At 66.2% G+C, this 14,835-nt stretch carries 10 protein-coding genes and 1 pseudogene; 8 read left to right on the forward strand and 3 right to left on the reverse strand.

The genetic code is table 11. The annotated features are described in order from the left end of the window. From QZY44_RS26930 to QZY44_RS26945, 4 genes are all read left to right on the forward strand, one after another. The coding region (locus QZY44_RS26930) for a carboxyl transferase domain-containing protein (RefSeq protein ID WP_295455362.1) at positions 1-323 on the forward strand (323 nt) is incomplete at its 5' end. A gap of 100 nt (positions 324-423) precedes the next feature. Next, complete coding sequence (locus QZY44_RS26935; protein WP_295455364.1) at positions 424-684, forward strand: DUF3160 domain-containing protein; 261 nt, start codon at positions 424-426, stop codon at positions 682-684. Between the two features lie 86 nt (positions 685-770). Next, complete coding sequence (locus QZY44_RS26940; RefSeq protein WP_295455366.1) at positions 771-1,088, forward strand: CapA family protein; 318 nt, start codon at positions 771-773, stop codon at positions 1,086-1,088. 89 nt (positions 1,089-1,177) lie between these two features. Then, entirely contained in the window at positions 1,178-2,152 is a 975-nt protein-coding gene (locus QZY44_RS26945; protein WP_295455369.1) for a CapA family protein, read from the forward strand. Positions 2,153-2,423: 271 nt separating this feature from the next. On the opposite strand, the pseudogene QZY44_RS26950 reads toward QZY44_RS26945, so the two are convergent. Continuing rightward, positions 2,424-2,588 (reverse strand): annotated as a pseudogene (locus QZY44_RS26950) (hypothetical protein); the annotation flags it as partial. Positions 2,589-2,887: 299 nt separating this feature from the next. Here QZY44_RS26950 and QZY44_RS26955 point away from each other — a divergent pair. Genes QZY44_RS26955 through QZY44_RS26965 form a run of 3 tightly spaced genes read left to right on the forward strand, consistent with a single transcriptional unit; the run spans position 2,888 to position 8,117 of the window. Further along, the gene (locus QZY44_RS26955) at positions 2,888-3,850 is read left to right on the forward strand and encodes an ATP-binding cassette domain-containing protein (protein ID WP_295455372.1); all 963 of its coding nucleotides are present in this window, start codon (positions 2,888-2,890) and stop codon (positions 3,848-3,850) included. Then, the gene (locus QZY44_RS26960; RefSeq protein ID WP_295455374.1) at positions 3,843-6,770 is read left to right on the forward strand and encodes a Gldg family protein; all 2,928 of its coding nucleotides are present in this window, start codon (positions 3,843-3,845) and stop codon (positions 6,768-6,770) included. The genes QZY44_RS26955 and QZY44_RS26960 overlap by 8 nt, the downstream gene beginning before the upstream one ends. 3 nt (positions 6,771-6,773) lie before the next feature. Continuing rightward, positions 6,774-8,117 (forward strand): DUF4340 domain-containing protein, encoded by a 1,344-nt coding sequence (locus QZY44_RS26965; protein WP_295455376.1) that lies wholly within the window; start codon positions 6,774-6,776, stop codon positions 8,115-8,117. A gap of 76 nt (positions 8,118-8,193) precedes the next feature. Here QZY44_RS26965 and QZY44_RS26970 read toward each other — a convergent pair whose 3' ends face one another. After that, on the reverse strand, positions 8,194-9,159 hold the full coding sequence (locus tag QZY44_RS26970) for a LysR substrate-binding domain-containing protein (protein ID WP_295455378.1): 966 nt from the start codon (positions 9,157-9,159) through the stop codon (positions 8,194-8,196). Between the two features lie 3 nt (positions 9,160-9,162). On the opposite strand from QZY44_RS26970, the gene QZY44_RS26975 reads away from it, so the two are divergent. Further along, positions 9,163-11,145, forward strand: coding sequence for a cellulose binding domain-containing protein (locus QZY44_RS26975; RefSeq protein ID WP_295455381.1), 1,983 nt, complete (start codon positions 9,163-9,165; stop codon positions 11,143-11,145). A gap of 206 nt (positions 11,146-11,351) precedes the next feature. On the opposite strand, the gene QZY44_RS26980 is transcribed toward QZY44_RS26975, so the two are convergent. Continuing rightward, positions 11,352-14,741 carry an SNF2-related protein gene (locus tag QZY44_RS26980; protein WP_295455383.1) on the reverse strand — a complete coding sequence of 1,130 codons (3,390 nt, stop codon included), beginning with the start codon at positions 14,739-14,741 and terminating at the stop codon, positions 11,352-11,354. Positions 14,742-14,835: the final 94 nt, after the last annotated feature.

Below are 14,835 nucleotides of genomic sequence, written 5' to 3' on the forward strand. Positions count from 1 at the left end.
ACATCCCCGTAGTCGCCCTCGGCGACTGCCCCGGATACCTGATTGGTTCCGACCAGGACTGGAAGGGCATCCTGCGCCACGGCGCCAAGCTGCTCTTCGCCTGGGCCGACGCCTCGATCCCGCTGATTTCGGTCATGCTGAGGAAATCTTACGCCGGCGCTCATTACGGAATGCTCGATAAGGGCATCGGCGCCGACCTGGTCTTCGCCTGGCCGACGGCCAGAATCACGATTGTCGGTGCGGAAAGCGCCGCCAGCGTTATCTTCGCCCGGGAAATCAGGGAGTCCGCCAACCCGGCCGAGACGAGGGCCAAGAGAATCTAGGAATACTCCGATCTCTATGAGAATCCTTACGTGGCCGCATCCCGGGGCTGCGTCGATGACGTGATAATGCCGAGAACTCGCCCTGTCGAACCCCGACCCCATGCCCAAGATCGCCGACGTGGCGGGTGATGGCCCCTATCTGATGGCCGCGGTGGGCCGCCCCATGGAGTGGGATCAGGTGGTGCCCTTCTATGGGCGCCGGCAACTGGTCAAGGGAGGCGTCTATTCGTTCTATGAGTTTGCCTCGCCGCGGCTACTGGATGACGCCGCCTGGCGCGAGATGCTCGGGAGCCAGGCCCATCCCGCCTGGATCGCACCCTTCGTGTCGCACCAGACCCTACCCGAGGGGGACCCGTTCTGAGCGCAACGCGGGCCGCGTTCGTCCTGGTCCTGCTGCTGTGCGCAGCCGGGGCCGGCGCCGGTCAGGATCGCCGCGGCCTGGCGGGGGTGCCCGGTGAGGTCCGGCTCATCTTCACCGGCGATATCCTCTTGTCGCGCCAGGTCCAGGCGCAGATGCAAGAGACCGGCCGGGGACCCTGGGACGATTGGCCGCCGCTCTTGCGCCAGGCCGATTGGGTCCTGGGCAACCTGGAGGGCGCGGTGGGTGACGGCACGGACTGCTCGCACCGGCCCCGGCCCTGCTTTGCCATCCCGGCAGCCGCGGTGCGATACCTGAGCGCGGCGAGCTTTCGCACCCTGGGGCTCGCCAACAACCATGCCGGCGATCTTGGCGCGTCGGGATCAGGGCCACCACGCAGGCACTGACCGGTGCCGGACTGGACAGTATCGACTTCGACGGCTCGCCGCGCTTTGTCCGCCTGGGCGGCGCAACCCTGGGACTGGTCGCCTTCTCCATGGTGCCGGATGCGCAGGGCAGACGCCTCACCCTACCGTCGTGGCTGCTCGCGCAGCGGCTGCGCCTGGCCCGCCGCCTGGCGAACCTGGTGGTGGTCTCTGTGCACTGGGGAACCGAACTGTTGGACTGGCCCACGACCGAGCAGCGCCAGGCGGCACGCTGGCTTATCAGCCAGGGCGTGGACCTGATCGTCGGTCACCATCCCCATGTGGTCCAGCCGGCGCAATGCCTGGACGGCAAGCCGGTCTTCTATTCACTCGGCAATCATGTCTTCGACCAGAAATACCCGGCCACCAAAGAGGGCGCGCTCGCTGACTGCCGGATCGGCCAGGGACGGCTGCGCTGCGGCCTCATGGCCACTCAAACCCCGCCTGGGGGTGCCTTCCCGCGGCTGGTGCCGGCGACTGCGCAAACCCCTTCACCGCTCGACTCCTGCACCGTCACCCTAGGCGCCGATTTCAGCGCGGCCGGTCTCACGCTGCGGCCAGTGTCAGTCGACTCGGACACGGCAGGTGAACACCCGCGGATCGCGCTCACGGCCTTTGAGTCAGACCAACCGCGTTGGCAAACCCGACCACTGGAACTCCTGGCCCTGGACGCCGGCCGGCTCGCGGGACCGGCGGCCCCGCCCCTGCTGCTGACCCTGGAACGGCACCCCTCCTCGCTCGACCAGGCGGACAACCCGCGCCCCTATGTCTACGCGATCTCGCCCAAAGGGCTGATCGCCCGTTGGCGCGGGAGCGCCCTGGCCTGGCCGCTGCTCGACGCCACCGTCTCGCCAGACGACCCCGGGGTCCTGTGCGCCCTACACCGCGGCGACTCCTTTCTGCTGCCGGACCCCGCGACGACGCGCACCCGGGTAGCCGCCTATCGCTGGAACGGCTTCGGCTTCTCCGGGCTGGACGAGCCGGCAGCGCTCGCCGGCTGCCGCGGGATTTGGGCCGAGACGATCGGCCACCCGGGTGGCGGATGATCCGTGTCTGCTACGACTTCATTCTTGAGGAAAAATGACCCCAACGGGGTCATACATACCAGCCCAGGGCAACGCCCTGGGTTGTGGCAGTTGAGTTGAACCGAGCCCTGTAAGGGCGTGACATACAGAATTGGTCGATAAGCCGGAAACCGATGTCACGCCCTTACAGGGCTAATGGAAAATATCGCCCTATTCCAGGGCGTTGCCCTGGACTGGCATGTTGCGCCCCTGCGGAGCTTGGATTCGACTTGGTTACCAATCTAACCACGGCTCAGGCCGCATTGACCTGCTCGACAATCTGTTCGCGCAGAAACTCGGGTGCGAAATCGGCGCCGTTGTCCCAGGCAACCGTGTTCCCTTCCAACCGGAAGGCGCGGAATCGGGCCGGGTCCTTGAGTGGCTCAAACAGGTCCCCGTAGAGTTCGGGAGCCAAGGGGAAGGTCCTTTCGTCTTGCCGTTAGGGCTGCCAGATTGTAGCGCGAAGCACGGGACGACCGCCCATCCCGGCCATTCGCCCCGACGACTCCGCGGGAGTGGCATCTGGTCGCGCCGCGACGCCGCCGCGACCCGCAAGGCCCGATCGCGGCCAGATGCCGCTCCCGCGGAGGGAACCTAAACATTTAGTCACTTGACCCCGCCCGCCCCACTGTTGACTCTATCTCACCTTACAGTTGCGGCCGGTCTGCCCCGCGGACCCGGCCACCCCATCAACAGAACCAGACACGGGAGTCATGCATGATCGAGGTTCGAAACTTAAGCCGTAGCTACGGCACGCTCAAGGCCGTGTCGGAGGTCTCCTTCGACATCGGCCACGGTGAGATCGTCGGGCTGCTGGGCCACAATGGGGCCGGCAAGACCACCATCATGAAGATGCTGACCGGCTACCTGGAGCCGAGCGGCGGGACCATCCGCATCGACGGACTCGCGCTCGCCGAGCACCGCCGCGAGGTCCAGCGCCGGGTCGGCTATCTGCCGGAGAATTGCCCGCTGTACCCGGAGATGACGGTCCTGGACTCGCTCCAGTACCAGGCGGTGCTGCACGGACTACCGACCCGCGAGCGGCCCGCCGCCATCCGCCGGGCGGTGCAGCGCACGGCCCTGGAGGCCAAGGCAAGTGCGGAGGTGGGAACCCTCTCGCGCGGCTACCGGCAGCGCCTGGGGGTGGCACTGGCCATCCTGCACAGCCCCAAGATACTGATCCTGGACGAGCCCACCAATGGCCTGGACCCGACCCAGATCCAGCACATGCGCGAACTGATCCAGGAACTGGCGTGCGACGCCACCGTCATCGTCTCCACCCACATCCTCCAAGAGGTCGAGGCGGTGTGTCAGCGGGTGCTGATCATGAGCGGCGGGCGCCTGGCGCTCGACAGTGATCTGAACGCTGTCGGCCGCAGCCCCCGCCTGCTGGTGACCCTGGACCGCCCCGCGGCGGAAGGTGAGGCCATGCTGGCCGCCCTGCCGGGGGTGAGTGCCGCCACCCTGCTCGACACCGACGCGGCCTGTCACCGCTTCGCCCTCACCCTGGCCGACGCCCAGGCCGCGGCCCCGGGCGTGGCCCGCGCCGTCGCGGCACGCGGCTGGGACCTGTTTGCACTGGAGCCGGAGCGCCGTGACCTGGAGGCCCTGTTCCGGGCCATCTCCGAGTCGGCGCAACTCACGCCTATCGCCGCGCCCAAGGAGGCTGCCCATGTCTGACATCCTGCGCATCGCCCGCAAGGAGCTGTCCGTCTTTTTCGGCTCCCCGGTCGCCTATATCTTCATCGGCGCCTTCCTGGCCGTCTGCCTCTTCGTGTTCTTCTGGGTCTCCGCCTTCTTCGCGCGCAACATCGCTGACGCCCGCCCGCTCTTCGAGTGGATGCCGGTCCTGCTGATCTTCCTCTGCGCGGCGCTGACCATGCGCCTGTGGAGTGAGGAGCGCCGCGCCGGGACGCTGGAGACCCTGCTCACCCTGCCGGTGCCGACCTGGCGCCTGGTCGCGGCCAAGTTCCTGGCGGCGTTGACCCTGGTGGCCATCGCGCTGGTACTCACCCTGCCGCTGCCGGCGACGATTGCGCTCTTGGGGCCACTCGACTGGGGTCCGGTGCTCGGCGCCTATGTGGCGACCCTGTTGCTCGCGGCGGCCTATCTGTCCATCGGGCTCTTCGTCTCCGCCCGGACCGACAACCCCATCGTGGCACTGATCGGCAGCGTGCTGCTCTGCGCCATCTTCTATCTGCTGGGTTCCGAGGCCCTAACCAACCTCTTCGGTAACCGGGGGGCCGAGGTCCTGCGCCTGCTGGGCAGCGGGTCGCGTTTCGACTCGATCACCCGCGGGGTGATCGACCTGCGCGACCTCTATTATTATCTGAGCATCGTCGGCACCTTCCTGGCGCTCACCGTCTACAGTCTGGAGCGGCTGCGTTGGGCCGCGGACAGCGACCGCCCGGAGGGTCACCGCCGGCTCACGCTGATCACCGCGCTGGCCGCCGCCAACCTGCTGGCCGCCAACCTGTGGCTCAACGCCATCGACAGCGCCCGCACCGATCTGACCCAGGGCAAGCTCTACACCATCTCCGCCGCGACCCGGGGCTATCTCGATCAACTCCAGGAACCGCTCCTGATCCGCGGCTATTTCAGCGCCCAGACCCATCCGCTGCTCGCCCCGCTGGTCCCCCAGATCCGGGACCTGCTCAAGGAATATCAGGTGGCCGGAGGCGGCCATGTGCGGGTTGAGTTCGTCGACCCGGCGGACCACCCGGACCTGGAGCGGGAGGCCGGCGAGCAATACGGCATCCGCCCGGTGGCCTTCCAGACCGCCAGCAAGTACCAGGCGGGCGTGGTGAACTCCTACTTCGACGTGGTGGTGAAATACGGCGACCAATTTGAACACCTGAGCTTCCAGGACCTGATCGAGGTCAAGGCCCGCGGTGAGACTGAGCTCGACGTGCGCCTGCGCAACCCCGAATACGACCTCACCCGTGCCATCAAGAAGGTGCTCTATGGCTATCAGGGCGGCGGCGACCTGTTCGGCGGGCTCAAGGCCCCGGTGAAACTGCGTGCCTTCATCTCCGGCAAATTGCCGGAGCCCCTGCCCGGCCTGAGTAACGATCTCACGGCGCTGCTTGGTGACATGCAGGCCAAGTCCAATGGCCGCTTCAGCTTCCAGGTCCAGGACCCGGGCACCGACAAGACCCTGGCCCGCGAGGTCAAGGAGCGCTTCGGCTTCAAGCCGCTGGTGATCGGTCTGGTCGACCCGAGCCCCTTCTATTTCTATCTGGTCCTGGAGTCCGGTGCGCGGGCCGAGCCGATCCCCTTGCCCGCATCATTGGACAAGGCGGGGTTGCAGCGCGCCATCGAGGCCGGCATCAAGCGCTTCGCCCCCGGCGTACTGCGCACCCTGGCGGTCTATACCCCGCCCCAGGCCGGACCCGAGTTCAGGATGCCGGCGCGCCAGTCCGCACCCTTTGGCCAGCTCCAGCAGCGCCTGCGTGATGGCTTCAACCTGAAGGAGACCGATCTCAAGTCCGGCCAGGTCCCGGAGGATGCAGACCTGCTGCTGGTCTTGGGGCCGGAAAACCTCGACCAGAAACAGCAGTTCGCCATCGACCAGTTCCTGATGCAGGGGGGCACCACTCTGGTGGCCGCCTCCACCTTCAATGTGGAACTCGGCCGCGGAGCCATCAGCGCCCGCCCCCAGACCACCGGACTGGAGGACTGGTTCGCGGTGCAGGGACTCACCCTGGGCAAGTCGCTGGTGCTCGACCCCCAGAACACCCCCTTCCCGATCCCGGTGCAACGCAGCCTGGGCGGTTTCATGGTGGAGGAGGTCCAGACGGTCGACTATCCCTATTTCCCCGACGTGCGCGCCGACGGCCTCGCCGCCAACTCTGGGATCACGGCCAACCTGGGTCAGATCACCATGAACTGGTCCTCGCCCATCCAGATCGACCCCGCGAAGACCAAGGGGCGTACGGTCACCACCCTGATCCACAGCTCCGCCGGGGCCTGGACCAGCGACTCCAAGGTGATGCAGCCGGACTTCAAGGCCCATGGCAGCCTGGGCTTTGCGCGCGGCAAGGATCGCGGCACCCAGGTCTTGGGCGTCGCGCTGGAGGGGCGCTTCGAGTCGGCCTTCGCCGGCAAGCCCTCACCCCTGGCAGACGTGGCCCCCGCGGCGGCCAAGCCGACGGACCCCAAAGACCCAAAGGCGGCCCCCAACGCGACCCCGGAGCAACCGGATGCCAAGAAGGCCATGGCCGCGGGGGTGATCGAGTCCTCCCCAGACACGGCGCGTCTGATCCTGATCGGCTCCCAGAGCTTCCTCACCGACATCGCCATCAGCTTGGCCAGCGAGGCGACCCAGACCCGGTATCTGAAACCCATCGAGCTGATCCAGAACGCGGTCGAGTGGTCGCTGGAGGACCGCGGCCTGCTGGCGCTGCGCGGGCGCGGCCAGTTCAGCCGACTCCTCAAACCACTGAGCCGCGAGGGGCGCATGGTCATCGAGTATCTGAACTACGCCCTGGCACTGGGTGGTGTCGCACTGCTCTATGGGCTCGCCCGCCGGGCGCGCACCCGTCGCGACCTGGCCCAGGCACGCTATCTCACCCCCGCCAAGTCCGAAGGGAGGGCTTAAGTCATGGAACTTAGCACCAACATCCGCAACCGCCTGCACGACTGGCTGGGCAGCCTACGCGCACCGGTGGCCTTCTACCCGGCCATCCTGCTCGGCGCCCAAATCGTCCTGGCCATCGGCCTGACCTGGGCCGCCCGCGGCACCCTGGACCCGAGCGCCGGTGAGAACCACCTGCTCACCTTCGACCCCAAGGCCATCACCAGCCTGCGGATCGAGGGGACCGGTGAGACCCTGACCCTGAACCGCAGCAAGCAAGGCTGGGTGATCGGGGACATCAAGGACTTCCCCGTCGAGGGGACAAAGGTCCAGGCGCTGCTGGACAAGCTGGCCGGGCTCAAGCGCCCGCTGCCGGTCGCCACCAGCGCGGCCGCCCAGCGGCGGCACAAGGTGGCGGACGAGGGCTTTGAGCGCAAGCTCACGCTCGAGGCAGGCGGCAAGCCGGTCGCCACCCTGATCATGGGTGACTCACCCGGGTTCAAGCGCCAGTTCGCCCGCCCGGCCGGGGACGCCGCCGTCTATGATCTCGACCTGCCGCTGTTCGAGGTCTCCAACCGCCGGGACGACTGGTTGCAGCACGACACTCTGAAACTGGATCAGGAAAAGATCACCTCCATCGCCGCCGCCGACTGGACCCTGACCAAGGACAAAGACGGCTGGCACCTGGCGGGCACCACGGACAAGCCGGACGCCGCGACCGTCACCAGCCTGCTCGCCCGGGTGGGTAACCTGGGCTACCGCGGCGTACTGGGCATTGAGGACAAGCCCGAGTACAACCAGGCCACCCCGGCCCTGGATCTCACGGTACAACTGGCCGACGGCAGCCGCCACATCTACCGCATCGCCCAGGCCAAGGACAGCAAGGACTATGTGCTCAAGGTCGCCGACCGGCCCTGGTACTTCAAACTCTCGGAGTTTGACCTGGAGGGGGTGCTCGGCCTCAACCGGGACAAGATCTTGGGGATCGCGCCCAAGGTCGCCCCGCCGGCCGCCGCCGCCCCACCGGCAACGGGCGTCCAGGCGCCAGGCGCAGCTACATCAGCCGGCGAACCGGCCCCGCCAGCGGTCGGGACGCCGGACGCGAACGCGCCAGCCGGTGAGCCGGCCCCGCCAGTGGCCGGGGCGCCAGGCGCGGACGCACCGCCCGTCGATCAAGCCCTGCCCGAGGCGGGACCGGAAGACGCGGACGCGGCGGCCGCCGCCATGGCCGCCGCCATGGCCCAGCCGGAGAGCGCAGCCGAGGGCGAGCTTGGGCCCATCGAAGGCCAGGAAGAATCGGCCGACCCGCAGGAGGGCGACCTAGTCGCGCCGGCCGAGGACCAGGCACCGCCGGCACCCGCCGCCAACTAGCGCGATGGACAAGGATCGGGGGCGTCCCGCCCCCGATCCGACGACAACGGTCACGGGGCAGGATGCCCTCATTGCATTAGTCTGCACGCGAACCCTCAGGGCTGGCTTCGGTTTCGGCCGCCACCTGACCCAACTCCTCGCCGATCGCCATACACTGTTGCCGCAACCAGCGATGGGCCTGGTCGTTACGGCGCGACGGATGCCAGATGAGATAGTTCGGTGTATCCGGAATGGGAAAGGGCGGGTTGTAATACCTGAGGTCATAATTCCCGGCGGTGAGTGCCGCCATCTGCCGGAAGGTGATGGCCAGCAGGTCGGTCTTGGACACCACCAGCGGCAACAGCATGGTATTGGGACCCTCCAGCGCGACCCGGTCCCGCAGCGTCTCGAGAATCGGCCGCATTTCCGCGATTTGGGCAAAGCCGGGGGTGTGATGATGGACCGCCACGAATTCTTCCTCCATGAGTCGCTCCCGGCTCGCGATCGCCGATGCAATACGCGGGTGGCCGTCACGGGCCATGACCACGGCGCTAAAGGTCATGAATTCGGTCTGCTCCAGGAACGGATCAGCGAGGCGGGCATGATTGACCGCGAGATCCAGCCGCTGCTCCCGCAGCAGGCGCGGGATTTCCTCTTCCGGATCGATCGTGCGAATGACGAGCCGCAGATGGGGTGCGAGCTCACGGAAGCGCCGGAACAGCCGTAAACCGATCAGTGCGCCGCCACCAAAGCTGATGGTGACGACAAAGGTTCGCCGGCTGGTCGCGGGATCCAAAGGTTCGCCGGCTTCCAGTTCGTTGCGTATACCATCAAGGGCCGCGTGGATGCCGCGGTACAGGTCGTCGGCCTTGGCGGTGGTTACCAGTCCCTTGGCCCGGCCCTGGAAGAGGCGATCGTCCACCAGCGCGCGCAGCCGACTCAAGGCATTGCTGACGGCGGGCTGAGTCATCCCCAGCCGGTCGGCCGCGCGCCCCTGGCTGCGTTCCTCATAGACCGCCTCAAAGACCGTCAACAGATTCAGATCGATGCTGCGAAGATTCACCTCATGAAAATGCAACGTATCCTGATGGTTCCGGCCGTGAGCCTCATCGCCCTTGGGGTCCAATCCGCGCTGGCCTCCACCGTTCCCGCCCCGGTCCCGCGGGCCATCGTCAGCGCGTCCTCCGCCTGGGGTAGTGCCGCCGATACCTGGGCCGGCTACACCGGCGCACTCAATATCTGGGTACCCGCCGCGGTCAAGGGCGGCTGGACCCTGACGTTTCGTTCCGCCGAACTGGCCGCGCAAGCCCCGGCGGCCGCATTCTGGAATGCCGTCACCACCTATGATCCGGCCACCCAGACCTTCAGCGTGAAGGCGCCTTCCTGGAGTGGCGAGGTGCAGGCCAATGCGGTCCTGAGCATTGGCTTCAACGGGGGCGGTGTACTCGATACCGGATTTGCGCTGGACGATTGTACCTTCAACGCTGCGCCCGGCGTGGCGACCGTGATGGGTGCGCTCGATGCCCAACAGACCCTGGCCGGTCTGCAAGCCGGTGGGGCGGCCGTCGTCGTGCCGCCGCCCGCTGGCGGCAGCACCACCGGCGGCACGCCCACCGCCACCGGCAGCACGATCGACCCGCTGGTGGAACTCCTGTTCTCGGTGAACAATGCCTGGGAAGGCGGCTATGGGGGGAACCTCACCATCAAGAATCTCTCCGGCCAGACCCTGGCCGCCGGCGGCGGTTGGCAGGTCAAGATCAAGTTCCCGGACCTGGCCACGGCCAAGGACGTGTTCCAGAGCGGCCCCTGGAATTTGCAGGTGACCTTTGCCGACGACGGCACCGTGACCTTGAGCCCGCTGCCCTGGACCGCGTCCGTGGCGCCCGGTAACTCAGTGACCAGCGGGTTCAACGGCGGCTCCCTGACCAGCCTGCGCACCGCGGCCAGCGTGGATGGCGCCGTCTCGGTGGTCTATGCCATCTCGGCCGGCACCGGGTCGACCGCGGCCGGCGGCAGCGGCAGTTCGACGGCGAACGGCGGCACGACCACGCCCCCGCTCCCACCGGTCGTGGACAATTTGAGCGGCCTGCCCACGGGGTCCCTGGTCGGCGGTTTTCTGTTCAGCCCATACAAGGACGTTGGGATCTCCATGAACTGGAATACGAATGTCATGTCGACCGCGGCCACCGGCGCGCTGAAACCCCTGCTCACGGCGCTCCCCGCCAAGGTGCCGGCCGTGACCTGGGCCTTCGCCACGGGCGAATGCGGCCAGGAAAACTGGGCGGGCATTGCGCCCGACGCACTCGCCGCCGCCAATGTGAAGACCTTTGCCGATGCCAACAAGGACTATGTCATCTCCACCGGCGGCGCGGCCGGGGCCTTCCACTGTTCCAGCCCGGAGGGCATGCGCACCTTCATCAACCGCTATGCCTCGAAGAACCTGGTGGGCGTCGACTTCGATATCGAGGCGGGCCAGAGTACGGCCGAGATCGCGAACCTGGTCAAGCAAGTGGCGGCGGTCGAGGCGGATTATCCCAACCTGCGCTTCAGCTTCACCATTGCCACCCTGGGCAGCAGCAACGGCGCCGCCGCCGCGGCCCCCTACGGCGATCTGAACAGCAACGGTTACAACGTCATCCAGGCATTGGCGACCTATCCCCTGACCAACTACACGATCAATCTGATGGTGATGGACTACGGCTCGCCGGGGCCGGGCGTCTGCGTGGTGGCGAACGGCCGCTGCGACATGGGCCAGACGGCCATCCAGGCGGCGAAGAACCTGAATGCCCGGTTTGGCGTGCCCTACGGCCGGATTGAGCTGACCCCGATGATCGGCGTGAACGACGTGAGCGACGAGTTGTTCTCCCTGGCCGACACCGACACGCTGGTGAACTGGGCCTTGACCAACCAGCTGGCCGGTGTGCATTTCTGGTCTGTGGATCGGGATACCCCCTGTAGCCAGGCCAGCGCCTCGCCCACCTGCAGTTCGGTCGCCGCGGTTCCGGTCTGGGGCTGGACCAATCGCTTCCTGACCGACCTCGGGCGCTAGCCTTGCTGCTCGACGGGATGGGCATTCGGCCCATCCCGAATGGTTAGACGCGCTTCTGAAAACCTTAGCCGGTGGCGGTTTCCCGCATATCCACGACAAATTATCGGCACCTGCGTGCCGAACCGGCTAACGGCCGTGGCAGCAAGACCAGCCATCCCGAACGATGAAAGTGCCCCGTGGGAGCGGCTGAAGCCGCTCCCCCCGCATCATCCGATTGTCCCCCGACTGAGATCACCCAACACGGCCCCCAAAGTCGGCAACCAAAGCGAATCGAACAACCGAACACCCGACTCCAAGGCGAGATTCTCGGCGGCCAGGGAGAAGCGACCGTTGCTCACCGCCGCGAGTAGCGGATCGGCATAAGCCCGACGAAGCGTTTTCCTTGCCCTCAAGAGCTCATGCACTGCCCTTTCATCGATCTGCGCCCCTGCCCCTCTTCCCGAGTGTTTGCACTGTACGAATAGTGGGCGCCCACCTTCGTGCGGAACGCCGATGACATCCACCCCGCCGTCCCCTTGCCCCGGCGTCACCTCGACGCTGAACCCGGCACGCTTTAACTCATCGGCAACCCACAGCTCGAAACCGCGCCAATCCATACCGTCGATGTGAGCGCAGACCGTTGGCTGAGCTCCGCCCTCCCCCAGGCTCCTCTCGAATAGGGTACGAAAGTCCTGATCGTTGAACTGGACAGGAACCACGATTTCACGGCTCAAAGACCGCTTCTCCTCCAATAGCCCATGCAACAGACTGTCGAAGGAGCCCTCGCCCAGTTCCGGATGGATCGCCTGCGGCAGATAGATGGTCACGGGTTTATCCTGACCAATCCGATAGACCCGGTCACTACACTGGTCCTCAACGGCCGGATTCCACCAGCGATTCAGATGGATGACATGATTGGCGGCGGTCAGCGTCAGACCGAATCCGGCCGCCTTGGGGCCGAGAAGCAGCACATCGAAGCCCCGGCGAGTCTGGAAGTCACGGCGGATGCGGTCGCGCACCAGTGCCGCCGTAGCACCATTGATCGTCTCGGGCAAGGGCGAGGGCAGGCCGTACCGGCGGCGGATGAGGTCGTAGAGCGCCCGCTGGGCCTCGCGCAACTCAATAAAGATCAGTGCCTTCTCACGCCGCTCATGGACCCGATCCAGGATCGCGAACAGGCGCTTAAACCGCGCCGAGGCGGTAATGAATGGTCCGTCTTCCGCCACGGACTCGGGCGGCTGCCCAAGTCGCGGGTGCAACGAAATCGCCCGCAACTGTTGCAGCCCCACCAGGGTACCCTGTGGACGTTTACTGATCGCCGCCCGTACCGCGTCGTAGGCGGCCTGCTGCTCGGCGGGCATCAAGTCTTGGGTCGCTTCAACCCGCCGCTCGGGCAGGCCCTCCAGGATGTCCTGCTTGAAACGGCGCAGCATGATGGCCGGGATCGGTGTCACCTGATCCGACAGGACCCTAGGCTCGACCAGACGGCACTTCAACTCCTCTCGCAGTTCGGGGTCATCACCGCGATGGCGAGCAAGAAACTCCCGAGCACTCAAGCCCAGAAAACCCGGCCAGCCAATATCCAGCAAGGTCCACAGATCCAGCAAACTGTTTTCGATCGGCGTGCCGGTCATCAAGACCGTGAAGCCGCCTTGCTGCGCCTTGGCCCCCCGGTTCATCAGTGAGGCCGGGTTCTTGAGCTTCTGTGCCTCGTCATAGACGATCACGGCAAACCGCACCTTGCCGAAGGACAGATGGTAATCGCGCAGGGTCTCATAAGTGGTCAACACCAGATCGGCAGACTCGATCACTGCCACATCAAGGGTCTGGCGCCGCAAGGTCGTGTCGTTACCGCCGCCCGTGTGGAGTTTGAGGTCCCGCAGACCACGTTCGTAGGCGTGTAACTCCCGGCCCAAGGCGTCCACGCCCAAGTGTTGAACTATCTCGTCGCGCCAGTTGCCCAACAGCGTCTTGGGGGCAACGACGAGAAACGGCCCCCGCCCCGCGTGCTGCTCGTTGGGCTCCTGCTCCCGTAGCCAGCGCAGAAAGGCCAGCACCTGATAGGTCTTGCCGACCCCCATGTCATCGGCCAGCAAGAGCCCCGGCGCACCCGCGAGGTAACCCGCTTGCAGCCAACTGAGCCCCGACTCCTGGTGGGGCATCGGGACAGTGTTGAGCGACCGCGGCAGCCCCGGTATGAATTGACCCCGTTGGCGAGTCTGCTCCGCAAGGAAGGTCAGCCGCTCTTCGTTATCCTTGGTGATGGCCGCCGCCCTGGTGTTCGCCGGAGTACCCCCGTCTGGGGCTGCCCGGAGTCCTGGGTCAATTCGCCCCGAAAGACCCTGAACCGTTTTCACCAGATCATCGGTGAGCGGGAGAGTTCGCCCGTTGAAGTCGCAGGTGGTGGCGCCGGACTCTTGTGCCTGGTCCATCAGTCCCTTGAGGGCAGTCACATCCTCGGTCCGTACCGCCAAAGGCGTCTCACCCGGAATCTGGATGGTGAAGACCTCGACCTCCTCGGCCGGAAACCAGTCACGGGATACCGCCAGCGGAAAGGAGAGACTCGGCGGCACCCAATCCCCGACGCCGATGACCCGCTCCCCATAGCCCCGCAGGTCGCAGATAACGCCGCAGTCGCCACCGGCCTCCCCAATGGCAGGAGCCAGGAAGGCCAATGGGTTCCGACGGAATTCTTGGCGGGTCGTCGCATCAGCGCGGTTAACGCGCTCCAAAACGTGCAGTGCCGCGGCTACCGGTGCGTCCAGCACCGTGTATACACCGCTCCCCAAAGCGAAATGGCTCCGCGCCCCCTGACCCAGAAAACGCTTCTGGAACTGCTGTGCATGGTGTTGGGGAAGCAGCGGCTCCCGGTCGGGCTCCAGGCTGGAGTCAGCCACCGAGTCGTGATCCTCCGGATCGGCGTTCGCTGCATCCCCGGGACGATCACCGTAAAGGGTTGGCAAGAAGGGTTCAGCCTCATCGCCCGGCTCCAGGTCAATCCCGACCCCGGTGGCGTGATGGATGGTCAGCCCTCGCAGATACTCGTCGGCACGCAGATCGCCGGTGAGTCGGATCAAATGGGATTTGAAACGGGCATAGGCCGCCATGCGTCGATCGAGCCCATCCGGCGAGAGGTCACCGCTCGCCGCGTTCACTGCGTCGATCGCCTCCAGGGCCGAATAGAGCGGGTCCAGAATCAGGAAACGTGCGCTGCCCACCGCCAGAGCCGTACCCTCTCGGCGCGGACCGAACACCGGTGCCCCGCCCCGCTGGAACCACGCGACCCCCAACGCAAAAGACGGCTCGCCGATCGGTGTGTCGTGCGACAAAAACAGGGTCAAGGGGACCACGGACGGCAGCCCGAGCCGCACGGCCTCGGGCCGACTCAGGCGCGCAACCCGCTCATGGGCAAGGCTTATCGACTCCCCTTCGCGTTGCGCCTCCTGCGTATCCAGCAGGGACAACAGCAGGGCCACGCCCGGATGCGAGCGGGCGCCTTCCGGCCAATCGGCAAGGGTAACCGACGCCTCTCGGGCAAAAGGAAGCACGCCCTTGCGGAACAGATCGAAGCGCCATCCGGCGTCGTCCGGTACGCACACGAGTCGAAATCGCATCATCTGGCAGAACCTAAATCAGGACTGAGGACTTGCGAAGATCCGTCAAAGACGTATCATTCGCTCCATGTACACCGTCATCGAAACGCCGCTCTTC

It is taken from the genome of uncultured Thiodictyon sp., assembly GCA_903837595.1.
Classification (GTDB): Bacteria; Pseudomonadota; Gammaproteobacteria; order Chromatiales; family Chromatiaceae; genus Thiodictyon.

What these genes read in the sequence shown, in the direction of transcription:
- QZY44_RS26935 (WP_295455364.1), top strand. Translation starts at nt 424, where the DNA reads ATGCCCAAGATCGCCGACGTGGCGGGTGATGGCCCCTATCTGATGGCC.
- QZY44_RS26960 (WP_295455374.1), top strand. Translation starts at nt 3,843, where the DNA reads ATGTCTGACATCCTGCGCATCGCCCGCAAGGAGCTGTCCGTCTTTTTC.
- QZY44_RS26975 (WP_295455381.1), top strand. Translation starts at nt 9,163, where the DNA reads ATGAAAATGCAACGTATCCTGATGGTTCCGGCCGTGAGCCTCATCGCC.
- QZY44_RS26965 (WP_295455376.1), top strand. Translation starts at nt 6,774, where the DNA reads ATGGAACTTAGCACCAACATCCGCAACCGCCTGCACGACTGGCTGGGC.
- QZY44_RS26945 (WP_295455369.1), top strand. Translation starts at nt 1,178, where the DNA reads ATGGTGCCGGATGCGCAGGGCAGACGCCTCACCCTACCGTCGTGGCTG.
- QZY44_RS26980 (WP_295455383.1), bottom strand. Translation starts at nt 14,741, where the DNA reads ATGATGCGATTTCGACTCGTGTGCGTACCGGACGACGCCGGATGGCGC.
- QZY44_RS26955 (WP_295455372.1), top strand. Translation starts at nt 2,888, where the DNA reads ATGATCGAGGTTCGAAACTTAAGCCGTAGCTACGGCACGCTCAAGGCC.